Here is an 18,787-nt window from a genome sequence, read left to right as displayed (position 1 = left end):
GCGGGCGGCCTCCCTGCCGCCCGACCCCGCGCCGGGGCGCACGCTCGAGGCAAGGCCAAACGGGAAGCGGGGAGTCAAAACAGAACGCCTCCCAAACGCTTGGGCTACGTATTCGGCGATCGAAGCGTAGGTTGGGGTAAGCGAAGCGCACCCCAACGCGGGCGGTGCAGATCATGTTGGGGTTCGTTGCACTCACCCCAACCTACGGCAGCCGTGTTTTGACGTTGAGTCCCCCCCTGATCGCTTGCCTCGCGAACGCACGCCTGGGCGGGGACAAGCGATCCGCGGGGCGCGTTTCTTTTGCATCTTTCTTTGCGCGATCAAAGAAAGATGCTCGGGCGCGTCACTCCGATTGATCTGAGCCCCAAACGTCGAATCGCGTCCGAAACCGGTCGCCAAGGCTAATCATTCCGTCGCCTTCAGTCCCGCGAGCGCCAAAAACAGGAAAAGGCCCCACCGCATAGCCAACAGAAACCACGAACAATCAGCGAAGGCGATACCCACATCCAAATCACTCACAATAAGAACCAGACACTCGACAACAGCGATCTTCCAATGCGCATACCCCGTATCTACACCGGCCCCATCAACCTAAGCCCAGGCACGGAAATAGAACTCCCCGACAACGCCTTCCGGCATACCGTGCAGGTGCTGCGTCTGCCTCCCGAGGCGCCACTGGTACTGTTCAACGGCGACGGCAACGACTACCCGGCCACCCTCACCAAGGTCGAAAAACGCCGCGCCAGCGCCGCGGTCCGGGAATGCTTCCCGAACGCCAGCGAATCGCCGCTCGCGCTGCACCTGGTGCAGGCGATCAGCAAGGCCGAGCACATGGACGTCACCGTGCAGAAAGCGGTCGAGCTGGGCGTGCACGTCATCCAACCCGTACTGAGTACGCGAGGCCTGAAACTCCCGCCCGAACGCCTGACCAGAAAGCTGGAGCATTGGCGCGCGGTCGCCGTTAGCGCCTGCGAACAATGCGGCCGTAGCCGTATTCCCGAACTGCGTGTCCCCCTGAAGCTCGACGCATGGCTGCAGTCTCCAGCCGCCACAGGAGACCGAAGGCTACTACTCGACCCACGCGCGGAATGCGGTTTGGAAGCACTGCAGCCGCCGACAGGCGCAGTCGAACTTCTGATCGGCCCGGAAGGCGGCTTCGCGCCCGAGGAACTGGAGCAGGCTGCGCATGCCGGATTGCTGGGCTTGAGCCTCGGCCCACGCGTGCTGCGTACCGAGACGGCCGGTATCGTCGCCACCGCCCTGTTGCAGGCGCGGTGGGGGGATCTGCGGCGCTTCTAGCCCTCGAGTTCGGCCCGCTCGCGCAGCTGCTTCAGATACCCCCCGTCCCGGCGCAGCAGCCGGCGCAACTCGGCCTCCGGCATAGGACGGCTCAGCCAGAAGCCCTGGCCGTAGTCCACGCCCAATCCCTGCAGCAGGCGCCACTGCTGAACGTTCTCGATGCCCTCGGCGATCGTCTGCCGTCCCAGCGCCTTGGCCAGCGCGACGATGGCGCGCACGATTGCCAGATCCTCGGGATCGGTGTCGATGTCGCGCACGAAACTCTGATCGATCTTGATGGTCTTGGCCGGCAGCCGGCGCAGGTAAGCCAGCGAGGAATAACCGGTACCGAAATCGTCGATGGCTAGACTCAGACCGACCGCGTGCAAGCCATTCAACACGCCCAGACTGCGCTCGACGTCCTGCATGACCGCGGTCTCGGTCACTTCCACCTCGATACTGGCGGGCGGCACTTCCGAGGCACGCAACTCTCGCCGCAGCTTGCCGATCAGATCGGGACTGTTGAACTGGGCCGCGCTCAGATTGACCGACACGCGCAAATCGGAACCGGCCCGCCGCCATGACGCCGCCGCCTGGCAGGCTCGACGAAACACCCAATCACCGATTTCGCCTATACGCCCCGTCGATTCGGCCAACGGAATGAACTCGCCAGGCGGCACCATCCCCTTCTCAGGATCGTTCCAACGCACCAATGCCTCGACGCTGACGATCCTGCCGTCGCGCATGCGCACAATAGGCTGATAGTGCAACAGGAACTCATCACCGTCCAGCGCGCGCTCGATCGCATGCTGGAAGCTAACGCGTGCGTTGCTCAGGTCGCCGGAGGAAGGATCGTACAGGGCGATCGCCGACTTGCCCTCGCGTTTGGCGTTGTACAGCGCGCTATCGACCACGCGCAGCAAACCGGCGCTGTCCTGAGCGTCCTGCGGATAACAGCCGATGCCGATGCCTCCTTGCAGACGCAGGATACGGCCATCAATCTCCATCGGCGCCCCAAGCCCGCTCAACAAGGCACGCGCCAGGCCGTTGGCGTTGATCAGCGTGGCACCCGGCAGGGCAATATCGAACTCATCACCGCCTCCATGCGCTACGAAACCGCCCGCGGCCTGACCGATCGCAAGTATCCGCCGTGCCGTTTCCAGCAGGGTCTGGTCGCCGGCATGGGGACCGAGCGCGGTGTTGATGTCGTGAAAATCGGCCAGATCCACGCGCAGCATGACCAGCGACGAAGGTTGTTGCGCCAGACGCTCGTCTAGCCACTCCATCAAGGCGAAACGGTTCGGCAGGCCGGTCAACGGGTTGCGCCGGGCCCGTTCGGCCAGTTCCATCGCGTGCCTGCGTTCACGTACGACCTGCATGCGCGTGAGGCTGACAAGACCGATCAGACTCAGCAACCCCAGACCCAGGAATGGCGACACACTGCTCCACCAACGCAATATCACCAAAGTCCACGGAACGCTTGCGTAAGCGACCAGTGGAAAACCAGGCAAGCGCACGTACTCGCCGATCTGGTGTCGTCCGTCGACGTCGACCACGCCCTCGTAGGCGCCCGAGCGCTTCCGCGGATCGGTCCTCAGAATTTTTTCCAACGGCCCCGTCATCCTGGTGCCGTAGAGACGCTGCGGGTTCGGCGCCGGCACTCTTGCGATCTGCAGTCCGTCCACGCGCAGCAAACCGAGCGCCGTACTGGATAACTGGGGATCACGCACCCACTGGTCGATCAGGTAGCGGAGCAGCACGCTGGCCTGCAGAATCATGCGGGCATTGCCGTACTGGTCCCGAATGACGTAGCGCACCGGAATACGCCACTGGTGCAACACCAGTCCCCGCTGTGTCTGCCCGATCCACACACCCGGCACGTTGAGCGTATTCTGCAGACTCTTCAGAAACGCCGGATGCTCTCGCAGGTCCGGCAAGCCGATGCTGCAGCATGACCTGGCCGTGTTGAACAGCATTTGGCCATCCGTCGCAAACAGCACGAAGCTGGCCACATAGGGGTGGTGATCCTGGTAGGTCTTGAGCAGAGCATAGTCATCGGCCAGGGATGTCCCTCCATGGTCTCTGAGTTGCAAGGCTAGGTACGGCAGGTCGTCGGTCAGCCCCTGGAAAACGCTCCTGGCGCTATTGGCTGTAAGGCGCGCCTCGATGTGCAGCTTGTCGCGGATCTGCTGCTCGGTCTGCAGCCAGCCCCAATATCCGAAGCCCCCGATCACAAGCAGCCCGGCCGCCACGAAATACCAGATCACGCGCCGCCAGACACGAATGCTGTCGAATTCAGAGGACGGGCTATAGCGCATACTGCGTATTTCTCCAGCCAGCACCACCCAGGGCGCAATGAACGGAGGACTCGCTCACCAGGCAGTGTAGCGACCGGAGTGCGTTCTTATTCCTTAGAACTTTGTACACACCCCATGGCAGGTATCTGCCATGACGCAGCAATAATAGACTCTGGCACAAACGGAGCCAACCGACCCAGCGGTCTGAAGCCGATGTTTTGCGCTAGAATTCGCAGTCTACCGCGGACGACGGCAATGATCGCCCCGCCCCTGTCCGCAAAACCCCACACTTTTCGCTATAGGATGCGGAATGCCAATCGCCTATTCCTCCGCACTGCAACGCCTCGAGACGTTCCTGATCCACTGCGATGCGCGGCTGCTGCGAGAAAATGTCATAGGCCTTGAAAAAGAGGCCCTGCGCGTACGCCCCGACGGCGGCATCTCGCGCGCACCGCACCCCCAGGCATTCGGCTCGGCACTGACCCATCCCTACATCACCACCGACTATTCCGAAGCCCTGCTCGAGTTAATCACGCCACCCTGCAGCGGCGGCGAACCCGCGCTGGAATTTCTCTGCGACATTCACCGCTACGTCTACGACGGTCTGGGAGAGGAATCCCTGTGGGCGACCAGCATGCCTTGCGTGCTCAACGGCGAGGCCGGGATTCCCGTCGCCGAATACGGCCCGTCCAATCCGGGGCGCATGAAGCACATCTACCGCATCGGCCTAGGACTCCGCTACGGGCGCGTCATGCAGGTCATCTCCGGCGTGCATTTCAACTTCTCGATCAGCGACGAAGCCTGGCAGGCTCTGCACGCGCTGGACGGTGAACGCGGCCCGCTGCAGGACTTCATCTCTTCCCGCTACATGGGTCTGATACGCAACCTGCAGCGCATCGGCTGGCTGGTACCCTATCTGTTCGGCGCCTCGCCGGCGGTGTGCGAGTCGTTCTTCGTCGGCCGCTCCAGCAGCCTGCCTCGCTTCGACGAACACACGCATTACGAGCCCTACGCCACCTCGCTACGCATGGGTGACATCGGCTACACCAATGCCAAGGAAGGCGAGAACGGCATCAAAGCCAACTACGACTCGCTCACCTCCTATATCGACAGCCTCGAATGCGCGATCAGCACACCCTGCGCCCGCTATGCGCGCATCGGCGTCAAGGTCGACGGCGAATACCGCCAACTCAACGACCATCTTCTGCAGATCGAGAACGAGTACTACAGCACTATCCGACCCAAGCCCCTGCCGCAAGACGACGAACGCCCAACGGTGGCCTTGCGCCGACGCGGCGTGCGCTATGTGGAACTGCGTTCGCTCGACGTCAATGCCTTCGACCCGCTTGGCGTCAGCCGCGAACAGTTGCATTTCCTCGAAGCACTGCTGCTGTTCTGCCTATTTGCTGAAAGTCCCCCCATCAGCGTGACCGAGCGTGAGGCGATCGACCTCAACTTCACGCGCGTGGCGCACCGCGGCCGTGAACCTGGACTTAAGTTGCAGGAGAACGGCAACGAGCGCACCCTCACCGACTGGGCCAGGGAAGTACTGGAGAGCATGCAGGGATTCTGCGAACTGCTCGACAACGGCAGCGGCGGCGACTATTGCCGTTCACTGGCGCAGCAACATGACAAGGTCCGCGACCCCGAAACGACGCCGTCGGCCCGCATGCTGGCCGAAATGCGCGGACACGGTGAAGGTTTTCACGCCTTCGCGCGCCGCCAGTCACTGAAACATCGGGACTTCTTCCTATCCCGACCGCTGGCGCCGCAGCGACGCGCCGAATTCGAAGCCATGGCACGCGACTCGCTGGAACGCCAGCAGGCCATCGAAGCCGCCGACGACGGCGACCTAGACAGCTACATCCAGAGCTACTTCACCCAACAGGCCTGAATCAGCCCATACCCTGGCGCTCGCGACAGCGCCCGAAAGCCGCTGCGACCATTTCCGCCACCGCGAGCGCCAGGCCGACCAACCCACCGTCATAGCCCGGCGGGAACACCGGCTTGCTCGCCCACGACAGTTGCGCCAGTTTCACGATCAACCAGAACCCGGCCAGCAGCGTAAGTACGTAAGCGGGGATCCAGCGCGGCATGACGTGCAGCCCTCACCACAGCCAGACCGAAGGCATCGCCGAGAAAACCCATGCTAACGGTTACAACGACCGACGACAGCGAAAATCCCAGGCCATCGAGAACACAGCCCCGGGATAGCGATAGACCAGTCCTTCGACCTCGATCGCTGCGGCCACGGACGGACTCAGGATGGCGGCAGGGTGAGGTCGTCGAAAACGCCGCTGTCGGGATCGGCGATGGAGTCACCCGGCATTTCGAGAGTATCGCGCGTACGCGTCTTCTTGAGGTCCTTTACACCGCCACCGAAATGGACGCGCCACTCGAGATCGCCTCCCGAATCCGCGTTGTCCATGGCATCCTTGAGCGTGATCCTACCGCTGCGGTACAGCTCGTACAGCGATTGATCGAAGGTCTGCATGCCCGAGGTCGTGCCCTTCTCCATGACGTCCTTGAGCCCGCTGAAATCGCCCTTCTTGATCAGCTCGGCAGCATACGGTGTGTTGATCAACACCTCGACCGCGGGAATGCGCGAACCCTCGACCGAGGTCACCAGCCGCTGCGAAACGATGCCGCGCAGATTCAGCGACAGATCCATCAGAATTTGCTGCTTGGCCTCGATGGGGAAGAAGTTGATGATGCGCTCCAGGGCCTGGTTGGAGTTGACCGCATGCAGCGTCGACAGGCACAGATGACCGGTGTCGGCATAGGCCACCGCAGCCTCCATCGCGGTACGGTCGCGGATCTCGCCGATCATGATCAGATCCGGCGCCTCACGCATGGCCTCGCGCAGAGCGTTTTTGTACGACCAGGTATCCAACCCCACCTCGCGCTGACCGACGATCGATTTCTTGTGCGTGAACACGTACTCGATCGGATCCTCGATGGTGAGAATGTGGTTGGCGCGCGTCGCGTTGCGGTAATCGATCATCGACGCCAGGGTCGTCGACTTGCCCGCGCCGGTGGAACCGACCACCAGCACCAGTCCGGACGGATAGCTGACCAGATCCTTGAGCACGGGCGGCAGATTCAGCGACTCGATGGAGGGAATTTCCGTCTTGATGTAGCGCACCACCATCGAGACTTCGCCGCGCTGCAGGTAGACGTTGATACGGAAACGCCCGACCTCGGGCAGGGAAATGCCGAGATTGAGTTCCTTATCCTTCTCGAAATCGGTGATCTGCTCGTCGCCGAGAAGACTGTAGGCGAGTTGCTTGATGGTACCCGGCATCATCGCGTTGCGCCCCACCGGGCGCATCGCCCCCTCGATGCGTACCGTGGGCGGTGCGCCGGTGGTGAAGTACATGTCCGAGGCGTTGTGCTCGCCCATCAGACGCAGATAGGGGTCCATCTTCATCGGCGCACACCGCTGATGCGCATACCGCGCACTATTCGCTCTCCGCCATACTCAGAATCTGCGTGTCGCCCAACGGATCGGAATCGTCGACGCGCTTGCTTTCGAGCTTGATGCGCAAACGCAGGTCGTTGACCGAATCCGCGTTGCGCAGCGCATCCTCGTAGGTGATCAGACCACGTTCGAACAGGTCGAAAAGCGACTGGTCGAAGGTCTGCATACCCTGCTCGTTCGACTTGGCGATCAGGCCCTTCATCTCGTACACCTGGCCCTTGAATATCAAGTCCGCCATCAACGGCGTGTTGATCAGAATCTCCACCGCCGGTACGCGCCCCTTGCCGTCGGCGCGTGGAATAAGACGCTGCGAAATTACCGCCTTGAGATTGAGCGACAGATCCATCAACAACTGGTGCCGACGGTCTTCGGAAAAGAAGTTGATGATACGGTCCAGCGCCTGATTGGTATTGTTGGCGTGCAGCGTCGACAGGCACAGGTGCCCCGTTTCGGCGAAGGCGTTGGCGTACTCCATGGTCTCGCGGTCGCGGATCTCTCCGATCAGGATGACGTCCGGGGCCTGGCGCAGGGTGTTCTTCAGCGCGATCTCGTAGGAATCGGTGTCCACGCCCACTTCGCGCTGGGTGACCAAGCAGTTGCGGTGCGAGTGCACGTACTCGATCGGGTCCTCGATGGTAACGATGTGGCCGAAGCTGTTCTCGTTGCGGTAGCCGAGCATCGCCGCCAGCGAGGTCGACTTGCCCGAGCCCGTGCCGCCGACGAAGATCACCATGCCGCGGCGGGTCATGGCGATGTCGCGCAGGATCGGCGGCAGGCGCAGCTGCTCGAAAGTCGGGATCTCGGTGTTGATCACGCGCAGCACCATGCCGACGCTGCCGCGCTGTGTGAAGGCGTTGACACGGTAGCGGGCGACGCCGGGCAGGCTGATCGCAAAGTTGCACTCCTGACTGCGCTCGAATTCGGCGGCCTGCTTGTCGTTCATCACCGAACGCACCAGCACGCGGGTGTGCGAAGCGGACAGCGACTGATTGGTCAACGGCATCATCTTGCCGTCGACCTTGACCGACGGGGGTGCACCGACGGTAATGAACAGATCCGAGCCGCCCTTGCTCGTCAGCATCCCGAGCAGGTCGTGCATGAACCGTATGGCCTTTTCGCGCTCCATAACCTCACACCTCAACCGTCCGCCGACACGGCGAACCCTATATCAGCGCGGCCGAAAATGCCCGCGTATCCATCGTTTCCCGAGCGAGACCGCCCACTACAAAGAGTCCGGGTTGGTGGCCTTGCGCCGTGCGTCTTCCTTGCTTATCACGCCCTTCTGCAGCAGATCCTTCAGCGACTGGTCCAGGGTCTGCATGCCCAGGGTATGTCCGGTCTGGATGGCCGAATACATCTGGGCAATCTTGCTCTCGCGGATCAGATTGCGGATCGCCGGCGTGCCGATCATGATCTCGTGCGCCGCCACGCGCCCGCCGCCGATTTTCTTGAGCAAGGTCTGCGAAATAACCGCGCGCAGCGACTCGGACAACATCGCGCGCACCATTTCCTTTTCGCCCGCTGGGAAAACGTCGACGATGCGGTCGATGGTCTTGGCCGCCGAGCTGGTATGCAGCGTGCCGAACACCAGATGACCGGTTTCCGCTGCGGTCAGCGCCAGACGGATGGTCTCCAGATCGCGCAACTCGCCGACCAGGATCGTATCCGGATCCTCGCGCAGCGCCGAGCGCAACGCCTCGTTGAAGCCCAACGTATCGCGGTGCACCTCGCGCTGGTTGATCAGGCTCTTCTTGCTCTGGTGCACGAATTCGATCGGATCCTCGATGGTGAGGATGTGACCGTATTCATTGTCGTTCTTGTAGTCGATCATCGCCGCCAGCGTGGTCGACTTGCCAGAACCGGTCGGGCCGGTGACCAGCACCACCCCTCGCGGATAGTCGGAGATCTTCTCGAACACGCGCGGCGCGCCCAACTGCTCCAGAGTGAGCACCTTGGACGGGATCGTTCGGAACACCGCGGCGGCTCCGCGGTCCTGGTTGTAGGCATTGACGCGAAAGCGCGCCAGCCCCTTGATCTCGAAGGAGAAGTCCGTCTCGAGGAATTCTTCGTAATCCTTGCGCTGACGGTCGTTCATGATGTCGTACACCATGTCGTGAACCGTTGTATGATCCAGCGCCTCGACATTGATACGGCGAACATCGCCGTCGACACGTATCATTGGCGGTAGCCCCGCCGACAAGTGCAGGTCAGAGGCCCCGTTCTTTACGCTGAAGGCCAATAGCTGCGTGATATCCATTCGGCTTGATCTCCAGTGTGCCGACTCCGGCAACAGGTCCACGCTCTGCTACGCTGAGGCATGCCCGCCAACCATACGCCAGAATACCGGCCGGCCATATACACTAGGGCCTGTTATCGCAATTATGTTTGTTCGAATTTCGCTCCAAGGCCAATACCGGCACTGAACCTGGAAACATGTCCGACTATAGCACAGCACCATGACCGACACCTGCGACAGAATCCAGTCCGTACAGGACCGCATCGACACCGCCGCCCAACGCTTCGGCCGCCCGCCGCACGGCATCCAGCTGCTGGCGGTCAGCAAGACCTGGCCCGCCCAATCCGTGCGCGAGGCCTGGCGTTGCGGTCAGCGCGCCTTCGGCGAGAACTACGTCAACGAACTGACCGAAAAAGCCGAATTGCTCACCGACCTCGACATCGAATGGCACTTCATCGGGCATCTGCAGTCCAACAAGTCCCGCGCCGTGGCCGAAACCGCGGCCTGGGTGCACAGCATCGACCGCTACAGCATCGCCCAGCGTCTCAATCAACAACGCGGCAGCGAGCGTCCGCCGCTGCAGATCTGCCTGCAGGTCAACCTCAGCGGTGAGTCAAGCAAGTCCGGCGTACCGCCCGACGAAGTGCCCGGCCTGCTGCACCTGCTGCGCGATCTGCCGAACCTGCGAGCGCGCGGGCTCATGGCGATCCCCGAACGTGCCGCTGACTTCGCCGCCCAGCGCGCCGCTTTCGCCCGCCTGCGCGCACTGCTCGAAGATGCCAACAATGAAGGCCTCCATCTGGACACGCTGTCCATGGGCATGAGCGGCGACCTGGAGGCGGCTGTCGCCGAGGGCGCCACCATCGTCCGCGTGGGTACCGCCATCTTCGGAGAAAGACAACCGAGATGAAGCCCTCGCCCCGCCCAGCGCTTGCCGCGGAGTCCGCGGCTCGCTAGTGTAACTACAGATTTCATAACGAGATTACGTTTTCCGAAGCATCGCCCCGTCAAGGAAGCCCGCATGACCGAACGAACCACCATCGCCTTCATCGGCGGCGGCAACATGGCAATCAGCCTGGCCGGCGGAATGCTGGCCGACACCGCCCCACCGCAGGTGATCATCTCAGAGCCCAAACAGGAACAGCGCGACCGACTGGCCGCACGCTTCCCGGCCGCCGAACTCACCGGCGACAACGCCGCCGCAGCCGCTCGCGCCGACGTCGTCATCCTCGCCGTCAAACCACAAGCCATGCAGAGCGTGGCCGAGAGCCTCAAGCCGGCGCTGGACCACCACCCGCTGATCCTGTCCATCGCCGCGGGCATTACCGCCAAGCGCCTGGACGACTGGCTCGGCGGCGAACAGGCCATCGTGCGCGCCATGCCCAACACGCCGGCCCTGGTCGGCAGCGGTGCGACCGGCCTGTTCGCCAATGCCCGCGTCGACGCGAAACAGCGCGGCGCGGCCGAGCACATCATGCGCTGCGTGGGTCTGGTGCAGTGGTTCGACGATGAAGACGAACTCGACGCCGTCACCGCGCTGTCGGGCAGCGGCCCGGCCTACGTCTTCCTGCTCATGGAGGCCTTGGAGGAGGGCGGCACGGCGCTCGGCCTCGCCTCAAACGTCGCGCGCCTGCTCGCACTGCAGACTGTGTTCGGCGCCGCCAAGCTGGCGCTGGAGAGCGACGCCCTCCCCGCCACACTGCGCGAGCGCGTCACCTCACCGGGCGGTACCACACAGGCGGCTTTACAGGTCTTCGAGGACGGTAAGCTGCGCGAGCTGGTTGCCCAGGCCATGCAGGCCGCCGCCACGCGCGCGCGGGAACTGGCGGAGGGTCGGTCATGAATGCCGGCACCCAGATCGGCCTGCTGCTGATCAACGCGTTGTTCTCGTTCTACATCGTCATCGTCATGCTGCGGCTGTTATTCGCCCTGGTCCGCGCCGACTTCTACAACCCCATATCGCAATTCGTCGTCACGCTGACCAACCCGCCGCTACGCCCGCTGCGCCGCATCATCCCGCCCGTGGGGCGGGTCGACAGCGCGTCCATCCTGCTGCTGCTCGTACTGCAGCTCGCCGAGATCTACCTGATCAGCGTCCTGCAGGGTTTTGTGCCGCCGCCGCTGGCGGCCTTTATCTTCAGCATCCGTGAACTACTGATACTGCTGGTCTACATCTACATCGGCGCCATCATCATCCAAGCGCTGATGAGCTGGGTCGCAGCGGCCGGCAGCGGCTACAACCCCATAATGGGCTTGCTCGACAGCCTCACCCGCCCGATCCTTGCTCCGATCCGCCGCGTGATCCCGCTGATCGGCATGATCGATCTCTCGCCGCTGGTCGCCCTGCTCGCGCTCCAAGCAGCCCTCATCCTCCTGCGCAGCGTGTTCGGCGGATAGGCCGGTGGAAGCACCATTCCACCGCTGGCATGGCGACACCCTGGTGCTGCGCCTGCGCGTGCAGCCACGCGCCAGCCGTAACTCCCTGGGCGACCTTTTCGGCGACCGCATCAAACTCTATCTGACCGCACCGCCGGTCGACGGCAAGGCCAATACCGCCCTGATCGCCTATCTGGCGGAGGCCTTCGGTACGCCCAAGAGCCGTATCCGCATCCGCCGCGGTGAACTGGGAAGGGAAAAAGACATCGAAATCGAGGCACCGACCCGCCTGCCACCGGGCATACCGCCCGCAACCGCGCCCTGAGCAGCTCGGCAGCCGCACGGGACAACGACAAAAGAACGATCCGGAGATACCGAAAATGCCAGACAACACGCCACCGCCGTTTCGCAGGCGCTTTTTTCCCCGCGACGTACAGCAACGCCTGCACACGCGCCTCAACGGGCTTGCGGTGCTGGTCGGACTGATAGCGGGCCTGGGCGCGGTCGTGTTTCGCGATCTGATCGGCCTGTTCCACAATCTGTTGTTCTTCGGCCGCTTCGACCTGCATTACGACACCCTGAAGCACACCGTGGAAAGCCCCTGGGGCGTGGGCATCATCCTCGTACCCGTTATCGGCGCCCTGGTCGTCGCCTTCCTGGTGCAGACCTTCGCACCGGAAGCCAAGGGACACGGCGTGCCCGAGGTGATGCACGCGATCTACTTCAAACGCGGGGTGATCCGTCCCCAGGTGGCGCTGTTCAAGTCGCTGGCCTCATCGATATCCATCGGCTCGGGCGGCGCGATCGGCCGCGAGGGGCCGATCATCCAGATCGGTGCGGCCTTCGGCTCGGCGCTGGGACAATGGACGCGCATCCCCGAATGGGAACGGCTCGCGCTCATCGCCTGTGGTGCCGGCGGCGGCATCGCCGCCACCTTCAACACACCGTTGGGCGGCATCCTGTTCGCCGCCGAGCTGATGCTGGTGGAGATCAGCGCACGTACGTTGATCCCCGTGATGCTCGCCACCGGTGCGGCCACCTTCGTTGGGCGCATCTTCTTCGGCAACGAAGCCTCTTTCATGATCCCGCCGCTACCGTTGACATCGACCACCGCCACACCGCTGTCGGCCTACGCCGCCTATGCCCTACTCGGCGTGTTCACCGGACTGATGGCCACCGTCTACACCAAGTCGATCTATGCCTTCGAGGACGCCTTCGACCGCATGCCCGGCAACTACTACACGCGGCACGTCATCGGCATGGCGCTGGTCGGCGTGCTCATGTACGCGACCATGCAACTGTTCGGGAACTACTACATCCAGGGCGTGGGCTACGCGACCATCCAGGACGTCCTCAACGGCACGCTCAACTATGCCTGGCTGCTGCTTCTGCTGGTCGGGCTCAAGCTGCTGGCTACCTCACTGACGCTGGGTTCGGGCGCCTCCGGCGGCGTGTTCTCGCCCTCGCTGTTCATCGGCGCCGGCCTTGGCGGCGCTTTCGCCCTGGCGGCACGCTGGTTCGTACCCGACCTGCCGATCGACATGGCGAGCGCGGCGGTGATCGGCATGGCCTGCATGGTGGGTGCGAGTACCGGCGCCGCAGTCACCGCCGTGGTGATGATCTTCGAGATGACGCGCGACTACTACGTCATCATCCCACTCATCATCGCCGTCTCGCTCGCCTACGGCGTACGGCGCCTGTTGCTGCCCGAAAGCATCTACACGCTCAAGCTCAGCCGCCGCGGGCAACACCTCCCCTCGTCCATCCAAAGCCACCTGTATCTCATGCGCGGGGCGCTGGAGCTGATCCAGGAACCCTTCGTGAAACTCCCGGCGCATACGCTGCTCTCCGACACCCACATGCTGCGGCGCCGCCGCCTGCCCCACATCGTATTGGTCGAAGAGGGGAAAATCGGCGGCATTGTCCCCTCCAGAGTGCTGGAGGCGGCATTTACCCACACCGCAGGAGACACACCGCTGCTCAAACTGGCCGACACGCGCTTCATCATCGTTGACGACCACAGCTCGGTTTTCGACCTGATCGCACGCCTGCGCGGGGACGCCAGCGAAAGCGCGGTGATCGTCAGCGGCGAATCCCACGACAAGCCACAGGACATTCTCGGAGTGATCACCCGCGCCGATCTCATCCACTCGACCAACCTGCCGCCGGATCTCGCCACCTGCCGCAAGCAAGGCAACTGAACCGGCCGGCCCTGCGCACCACGATGGTGCGCAGGGTCACCTCCCCGCACCGTACGCCTCCCCCTCCCGCAGTCACGCCCGCACGGCGCCCCCGGAAACACGTGGCGGCATTTTTGGCACGCATCTTGTTGACGCACTCTCCCATCGATTTGCAGCAAAACCGGGGGTACGAACAACATCCTAGTATTACGCGCGGTTTAGAGATTGGACAACGACCGCTAAAACGTAGCCGTCGCCGGGCACAAAATAACAACCAGCGGCGCTACAGCTTCGATAGTGACAATTTAAGGGGGTACAACATGAAGTTCGCCAAGATCATGGCCGCCAGCGCGGCCATCGTAGGCCTGAGCGTGGCCGCCAGCGCCCATGCGGGCAAAACCTTCGACGCCGTGAAGGCCAAGGGCTACGTGCAGTGCGGCGTGAGCACCGGCCTGCCGGGCTTCTCCAGCGTCGACAGCTCCGGCAAGTACACCGGCCTCGACGTCGACGTATGCCGCGCCGTAGCCGCCGCCATGTTCGGCGATGCCAGCAAGGTGCACTACACGCCGCTGACCGCCAAGGAGCGCTTCACCGCCCTGCAGTCGGGCGAGATCGACATGCTCTCGCGCAACACCACCTGGACCATGACCCGCGACGCTTCCCTGGGGCTGACCTTCGCCGGCGTGAACTACTACGACGGCCAGGGCTTCCTGGTGAAGAAATCGCTCGGCGTGAAGAGCGCCAAGGAACTCGACGGCGCCACCTTCTGCATCCAGGCCGGCACCACCACCGAGCTGAACCTGGCCGACTACATGCGCTCGCACAACATGAAGTACCAGGCGGTCACCTTCGACACCTCCGACGCGACCTCCAAGGCCTTCGACAACGGCCGCTGCGACGTGCTCACCTCCGACCAGTCCCAGCTCTACGCGCTGCGCACCCAGCTCAAGAATCCCGACAGCGCAATGGTGCTTCCCGACATCATCTCCAAGGAGCCGCTGGGTCCGGTGGTGCGTTCCGACGACATCCAGTGGTTCAACGTGGTCAAGTGGTCGCTGTTCGCGATGAAGAACGCCGAGTGGCTGGGCGTGACCTCCAAGAACGTCGCCGAGATGAAGAAGAGCAACAACCCGAACATCCAGCGCCTGCTCGGCACCTCGGGCGAATTCGGCAAGATGATCGGCGTTTCCAACGACTGGGCCTACAACATCATCTCCCAGATCGGCAACTACGGCGAATCCTTCGAACGCAACGTCGGCATGGATTCCCCGCTGAAGATTAAACGCGGCCTGAACGCGCTGTGGACCCAGGGCGGTATCCAGTACGCTCCGCCGGTCCGCTGATCGAAATGCGTCTGCGGGGGCCTCGCGCCCCCGCAGTCCGTCTCAACCAATTTCTCGGACGCCATGAGCAACCATCGAGTCAACGACACTCCCTGGTGGCTGAACCAACGCGTGCGCGGTTTGCTCGCGCAGCTGCTGGTCATCGCCTTCGTCGCCGGATTCTTCGCGTATCTGGCCTACAACACGCATGTGAACATGCAGGCCCGCGGCATCAGCAATTCACTGAGCTTCATGGGCCAGGAAGCCGGCTTCGACGTGATCCAGTCGCTGATCCCGTACAACTCGACCTCGACCTACGCCCGCGTGTTCCTGGTCGGACTGCTGAACACCTTGTTCGTCGCCGCAATCGGCATCGTGTTCGCCTCCATCCTCGGACTGATCGTCGGCATCGCCCGGCTGTCGTCCAACTGGCTGCTCGCGCGCCTGGCCGGCGCCTTCATCGAAACCTTCCGCAACATCCCCCTGCTGCTGCAGATATTCTTCTTCTACTTTGCGGTCATGCAGGCACTGCCGACCGCGCGCCAGAGCCTGGACATCGGCGGACTGTTCTTCCTCAACAATCGCGGCGTCTACCTGCCGCGACCGGTGCCCGAGCCCGCTTTCTGGGCCGTGCTCGCCGCCTTCGTCATCGCCGCCGGCCTGACCGTCTGGCTGCGCCGCTGGGCGCACCGCCGGCAGGATCTCACCGGCCGGCCGTTCCCCATGTTCTGGGTCGGCCTCGGCATCGTCGTCGGGCTGCCGCTGATCGTGTTCTTCGCCGCGGGCATGCCGCTCGGCTGGAGCATTCCCCACCTGCGCGGCTTCAACTTCCAGGGCGGCTTCGCGGCCATCCCGGAATTCACCTCCCTGCTGCTGGCGCTGACCATATACACCGCCGCCTCGATCGCCGAGATCGTTCGTTCGGGCATTCTCTCCGTCAGCCACGGGCAAACCGAGGCCGCCCGCTCGCTCGGACTGCCCAACCGGCGCGTGCTGCAGCTCGTGGTGCTGCCGCAGGCGCTGCGCGTAATCATCCCGCCGGTGACCAGCCAGTACCTCAACCTGACAAAGAACTCCTCGCTGGCCACCGCCATCGGCTACCCCGACCTGGTTTCCGTATTCGCCGGCACGGCGCTCAACCAGACCGGCCAGGCCGTGGTCATCATCGCCATCACCATGGGTGTCTACCTAGCCATCAGCCTCACCATCTCGCTGCTGATGAACTGGTACAACCACCGCGTGCGGCTGATTGAAAGATAGGACACGATCATGAGCTACGTCCTCAAGGAACGTCATCCGGACCTGCCGCCGCCGCGCAGCGAGGTCGGCGTCATCGGCTGGCTGCACCGCAACCTGTTCTCGACCTGGTACAACACGCTGTTCACCCTGGCCGCGCTGTACCTGCTCTACCGCGCCATTCCGCCGTTCATCGACTGGGCCTTCATACAGGCGCACTTCACCGGCACCGGCCGCGCCTCCTGCCAGGGCGGCGGCGCCTGCTGGGTGTTCATCTCCGAGCGCCTGCCGCAGTTCTTCTACGGTTTCTACCCGGACGCCGAACAATGGCGCGTGAAGCTGGGCTTCGGCATCTTCGCCCTGTTGCTCGCCTACCTGCACCTGCCGCGCGTGCCCGCCAAGCTGTGGGTCGGCGCACTCACTCTGTTCGTCTATCCGGTATTCGCCTTCGGGCTGTTCTCCGGCGGCCCGCTCGGCCTGGCGCACGTACCCACCACCCAGTGGGGCGGCCTGATGCTCACCCTGATCCTGGCTTTCACCGGCATCGTCGCGGCGCTGCCGCTGGGCGTGCTGCTGGCGCTGGGACGGCGCTCCAAACTGCCGGTGCTGCGCAGCGTATGCGTGGTGTTCATCGAGGTCTGGCGCGGCGTACCGCTGATCACCGTACTGTTCATGTCCTCGGTGCTGCTGCCGCTGTTCATGCCCGCACACGTCGACATCGACAAGCTGTTGCGCGCACTGATCGCCATCGCCCTGTTCCAATCCGCCTACATTGCCGAAGTGGTGCGCGGCGGCCTGCAGGCGATTCCCAAGGGCCAGTTCGAAGCCGCCGATGCACTGGGTTTGTCCTACGCGAAGTCGATGTCTCTGATCATCCTGCCGCAGGCGCTCAAGATCGTGATCCCCGGCATCGTCGTGACCTTCATCGAGCTGTTCAAGGACACCAGCCTAGTCGTCATCATCGGCCTCATGGATCTGCTCGGCATCACCCAGGCCGCGCTCAACGACCCCAAGTGGCTGGGTTTCGCCGTCGAGGGCTACCTCTTCGCCGGCCTGGTCTACTGGATCTTCTGCTTCGGCCTGTCGCGCTACGGGCTTTTCCTCGAACGCCGTTTCCACACCGGACACCGACGCTGAGAACACCGTCATGAACCAAACTTCCGAACGACGCATCGCCGCCCAGGACCTCGTCATCCGCATTCAGCAGTTGCACAAATGGTATGGCGAATTCCACGTACTCAAGGGCATCAATCTCGACGTGGCGCGCGGTGAGCGCATCGTGGTCTGCGGGCCTTCAGGCTCCGGAAAATCGACCATGATCCGCTGTATCAACCGCCTGGAGACTCACCAGCAGGGCACCATCGAGGTCGACGGCATCGAACTCGGCGAAAACCTCAAGCACATCGAGACCATCCGCAGCGAAGTCGGCATGGTGTTCCAGCACTTCAACCTGTTTCCACATCTGAGCGTGCTCGACAACTGCACGCTGGCTCCTGTCTGGGTGCGCAAACAGCCCAAACACGAAGCGGCCGAAGCGGCCATGCACTACCTCGATCGCGTCGGCATCGCCGAGCAGGCCAAGAAATTTCCCGGCCAACTTTCCGGTGGCCAGCAGCAGCGCGTGGCCATCGCCCGCGCGCTATGCATGCATCCCAAGGTGATGCTGTTCGACGAGCCGACCTCCGCACTCGATCCGGAGATGATCAAGGAAGTGCTGGACGTCATGGTCGGCCTGGCCGAACAGGGCATGACCATGATCGTGGTCACCCACGAGATGGGCTTCGCGCGCAAGGTGGCCGACCGGGTGATCTTCATGGACCGCGGCGAGATCGTCGAGGAGAACGCGCCGGAGCCGTTCTTCACCGATCCGCAGTCCGAGCGGACGAAGTTGTTCCTGAGCCAGATATTGCACCATTGAGGCGTTTGGTGATGGCTGGAGATGGTGTTCGGGCTATTTCGGCTTTGCTTGGCATCACGCGCGATAGCTCCACGTCCGTTGGCTCATGGGTCGATTTCGAGCGTGAATCAGAGTTTGTGGTTTTGATCTTGCGTGGTTAAAGGCGACGTGTTTTCTGGCTTTGGGAAGCTTGTTTCGGGCGCGAATCAGCGATAGGTGATTTTGATCTGAATCGGTGACGCGCCCGAGCCCCTTTCTTTGCATGCCCAAAGAAAGAGGCGAAAGAAAGGCACCCGAAAGGCCTTGTCCCTGACGGGCAAACCTCGAGCGCACACCCCGTCACGGGGCACCGCAGGCACTTGCCCTCCTGGCAAAGCCTGCTCGGGCGGCCTCCCTGCCGCCCGACCCCGCGCCGGGGCGCACGCTCGAGGCAAGGCCAAACGGGAACCGAAGGTCAAAACAGAACGCCTCCCAAACGCTTGGG

Annotated in this window: 16 protein-coding genes; 11 read left to right on the top strand and 5 right to left on the bottom strand. The window is 63.1% G+C overall.

Annotated elements, in window-relative coordinates:
* Positions 1 to 555 precede the first annotated feature (555 nt).
* On the top strand, positions 556 to 1,299 hold the full coding sequence (locus P8014_RS09435; RefSeq protein WP_337817063.1) for a 16S rRNA (uracil(1498)-N(3))-methyltransferase: 744 nt from the start codon (positions 556 to 558) through the stop codon (positions 1,297 to 1,299).
* Here the strand turns inward: P8014_RS09435 and P8014_RS09430 are convergent.
* Positions 1,296 to 3,596 (bottom strand): EAL domain-containing protein, encoded by a 2,301-nt coding sequence (locus tag P8014_RS09430; protein ID WP_337817062.1) that lies wholly within the window; start codon positions 3,594 to 3,596, stop codon positions 1,296 to 1,298. The two genes, P8014_RS09435 and P8014_RS09430, sit on opposite strands and share 4 nt — an antisense overlap.
* Positions 3,597 to 3,885: 289 nt before the next feature.
* On the opposite strand from P8014_RS09430, the gene gshA reads away from it, so the two are divergent.
* Positions 3,886 to 5,469 carry a glutamate--cysteine ligase gene (gene gshA / locus P8014_RS09425; RefSeq protein WP_337817061.1) on the top strand — a complete coding sequence of 528 codons (1,584 nt, stop codon included), beginning with the start codon at positions 3,886 to 3,888 and terminating at the stop codon, positions 5,467 to 5,469.
* A 1-nt stretch (position 5,470) separates the two neighbouring features.
* Here the strand turns inward: gshA and P8014_RS09420 are convergent, their stop codons facing one another.
* The 4 genes from P8014_RS09420 to P8014_RS09405 all read right to left on the bottom strand — a co-directional run bounded on the left by P8014_RS09420 (position 5,471) and on the right by P8014_RS09405 (position 9,313).
* On the bottom strand, positions 5,471 to 5,671 hold the full coding sequence (locus P8014_RS09420) for a hypothetical protein (protein WP_337817060.1): 201 nt from the start codon (positions 5,669 to 5,671) through the stop codon (positions 5,471 to 5,473).
* 164 nt (positions 5,672 to 5,835) lie between these two features.
* Complete coding sequence (locus tag P8014_RS09415) at positions 5,836 to 7,005, bottom strand: PilT/PilU family type 4a pilus ATPase (protein WP_337817059.1); 1,170 nt, start codon at positions 7,003 to 7,005, stop codon at positions 5,836 to 5,838.
* 31 nt (positions 7,006 to 7,036) lie between these two features.
* Entirely contained in the window at positions 7,037 to 8,182 is a 1,146-nt protein-coding gene (locus P8014_RS09410; RefSeq protein WP_337817058.1) for a PilT/PilU family type 4a pilus ATPase, read from the bottom strand.
* A gap of 96 nt (positions 8,183 to 8,278) precedes the next feature.
* Positions 8,279 to 9,313 carry a type IV pilus twitching motility protein PilT gene (locus P8014_RS09405; protein ID WP_337817057.1) on the bottom strand — a complete coding sequence of 345 codons (1,035 nt, stop codon included), beginning with the start codon at positions 9,311 to 9,313 and terminating at the stop codon, positions 8,279 to 8,281.
* A gap of 199 nt (positions 9,314 to 9,512) precedes the next feature.
* Between P8014_RS09405 and P8014_RS09400 the strand changes: the two genes are divergently transcribed.
* From P8014_RS09400 to P8014_RS09360, 9 genes are all read left to right on the top strand, one after another.
* The gene (locus P8014_RS09400; RefSeq protein WP_337817056.1) at positions 9,513 to 10,202 is read left to right on the top strand and encodes a YggS family pyridoxal phosphate-dependent enzyme; all 690 of its coding nucleotides are present in this window, start codon (positions 9,513 to 9,515) and stop codon (positions 10,200 to 10,202) included.
* 111 nt (positions 10,203 to 10,313) lie between these two features.
* Complete coding sequence (gene proC / locus P8014_RS09395) at positions 10,314 to 11,135, top strand: pyrroline-5-carboxylate reductase (protein ID WP_337817055.1); 822 nt, start codon at positions 10,314 to 10,316, stop codon at positions 11,133 to 11,135.
* Positions 11,132 to 11,689: a YggT family protein gene (locus tag P8014_RS09390; protein WP_337817054.1), complete on the top strand. Its 558-nt coding sequence runs from the start codon at positions 11,132 to 11,134 to the stop codon at positions 11,687 to 11,689. Before proC ends, P8014_RS09390 begins: the two co-directional genes overlap by 4 nt.
* 4 nt (positions 11,690 to 11,693) lie before the next feature.
* Positions 11,694 to 11,993, top strand: coding sequence for a DUF167 family protein (locus tag P8014_RS09385; RefSeq protein WP_337817053.1), 300 nt, complete (start codon positions 11,694 to 11,696; stop codon positions 11,991 to 11,993).
* A gap of 55 nt (positions 11,994 to 12,048) precedes the next feature.
* Positions 12,049 to 13,869, top strand: coding sequence for a chloride channel protein (locus tag P8014_RS09380; RefSeq protein ID WP_337817052.1), 1,821 nt, complete (start codon positions 12,049 to 12,051; stop codon positions 13,867 to 13,869).
* A gap of 299 nt (positions 13,870 to 14,168) precedes the next feature.
* A complete protein-coding gene (locus P8014_RS09375) occupies positions 14,169 to 15,191 on the top strand; it encodes an amino acid ABC transporter substrate-binding protein (protein WP_337817051.1) in 1,023 nt (340 codons plus the stop codon).
* Between the two features lie 63 nt (positions 15,192 to 15,254).
* Positions 15,255 to 16,430 (top strand): amino acid ABC transporter permease, encoded by a 1,176-nt coding sequence (locus tag P8014_RS09370; RefSeq protein WP_337817050.1) that lies wholly within the window; start codon positions 15,255 to 15,257, stop codon positions 16,428 to 16,430.
* Positions 16,431 to 16,439: 9 nt separating this feature from the next.
* Positions 16,440 to 17,543, top strand: coding sequence for an amino acid ABC transporter permease (locus tag P8014_RS09365; protein WP_337817049.1), 1,104 nt, complete (start codon positions 16,440 to 16,442; stop codon positions 17,541 to 17,543).
* Between the two features lie 10 nt (positions 17,544 to 17,553).
* Positions 17,554 to 18,324, top strand: a complete 771-nt coding sequence (locus tag P8014_RS09360) for an amino acid ABC transporter ATP-binding protein (RefSeq protein WP_337817048.1) — start codon at positions 17,554 to 17,556, stop codon at positions 18,322 to 18,324.
* Positions 18,325 to 18,787: the final 463 nt, after the last annotated feature.

Origin of the sequence: Acidihalobacter sp. (assembly GCF_037381185.1) — a bacterium.
GTDB lineage: Bacteria > Pseudomonadota > Gammaproteobacteria > DSM-5130 > Acidihalobacteraceae > Acidihalobacter_A.
Note: the sequence above shows the minus strand (reverse complement) of the source record. Positions and strands in the feature narration are given on the sequence as shown.

Coding starts and splice junctions, on each gene's coding strand:
- P8014_RS09405 (WP_337817057.1), bottom strand. CDS start 9,313: ATGGATATCACGCAGCTATTGGCCTTCAGCGTAAAGAACGGGGCCTCT.
- P8014_RS09430 (WP_337817062.1), bottom strand. CDS start 3,596: ATGCGCTATAGCCCGTCCTCTGAATTCGACAGCATTCGTGTCTGGCGG.
- P8014_RS09380 (WP_337817052.1), top strand. CDS start 12,049: ATGCCAGACAACACGCCACCGCCGTTTCGCAGGCGCTTTTTTCCCCGC.
- P8014_RS09410 (WP_337817058.1), bottom strand. CDS start 8,182: ATGGAGCGCGAAAAGGCCATACGGTTCATGCACGACCTGCTCGGGATG.
- P8014_RS09400 (WP_337817056.1), top strand. CDS start 9,513: ATGACCGACACCTGCGACAGAATCCAGTCCGTACAGGACCGCATCGAC.
- P8014_RS09365 (WP_337817049.1), top strand. CDS start 16,440: ATGAGCTACGTCCTCAAGGAACGTCATCCGGACCTGCCGCCGCCGCGC.
- proC (WP_337817055.1), top strand. CDS start 10,314: ATGACCGAACGAACCACCATCGCCTTCATCGGCGGCGGCAACATGGCA.
- P8014_RS09370 (WP_337817050.1), top strand. CDS start 15,255: ATGAGCAACCATCGAGTCAACGACACTCCCTGGTGGCTGAACCAACGC.
- P8014_RS09420 (WP_337817060.1), bottom strand. CDS start 5,671: ATGCCGCGCTGGATCCCCGCTTACGTACTTACGCTGCTGGCCGGGTTC.
- gshA (WP_337817061.1), top strand. CDS start 3,886: ATGCCAATCGCCTATTCCTCCGCACTGCAACGCCTCGAGACGTTCCTG.
- P8014_RS09435 (WP_337817063.1), top strand. CDS start 556: ATGCGCATACCCCGTATCTACACCGGCCCCATCAACCTAAGCCCAGGC.
- P8014_RS09360 (WP_337817048.1), top strand. CDS start 17,554: ATGAACCAAACTTCCGAACGACGCATCGCCGCCCAGGACCTCGTCATC.
- P8014_RS09415 (WP_337817059.1), bottom strand. CDS start 7,005: ATGAAGATGGACCCCTATCTGCGTCTGATGGGCGAGCACAACGCCTCG.
- P8014_RS09375 (WP_337817051.1), top strand. CDS start 14,169: ATGAAGTTCGCCAAGATCATGGCCGCCAGCGCGGCCATCGTAGGCCTG.
- P8014_RS09390 (WP_337817054.1), top strand. CDS start 11,132: ATGAATGCCGGCACCCAGATCGGCCTGCTGCTGATCAACGCGTTGTTC.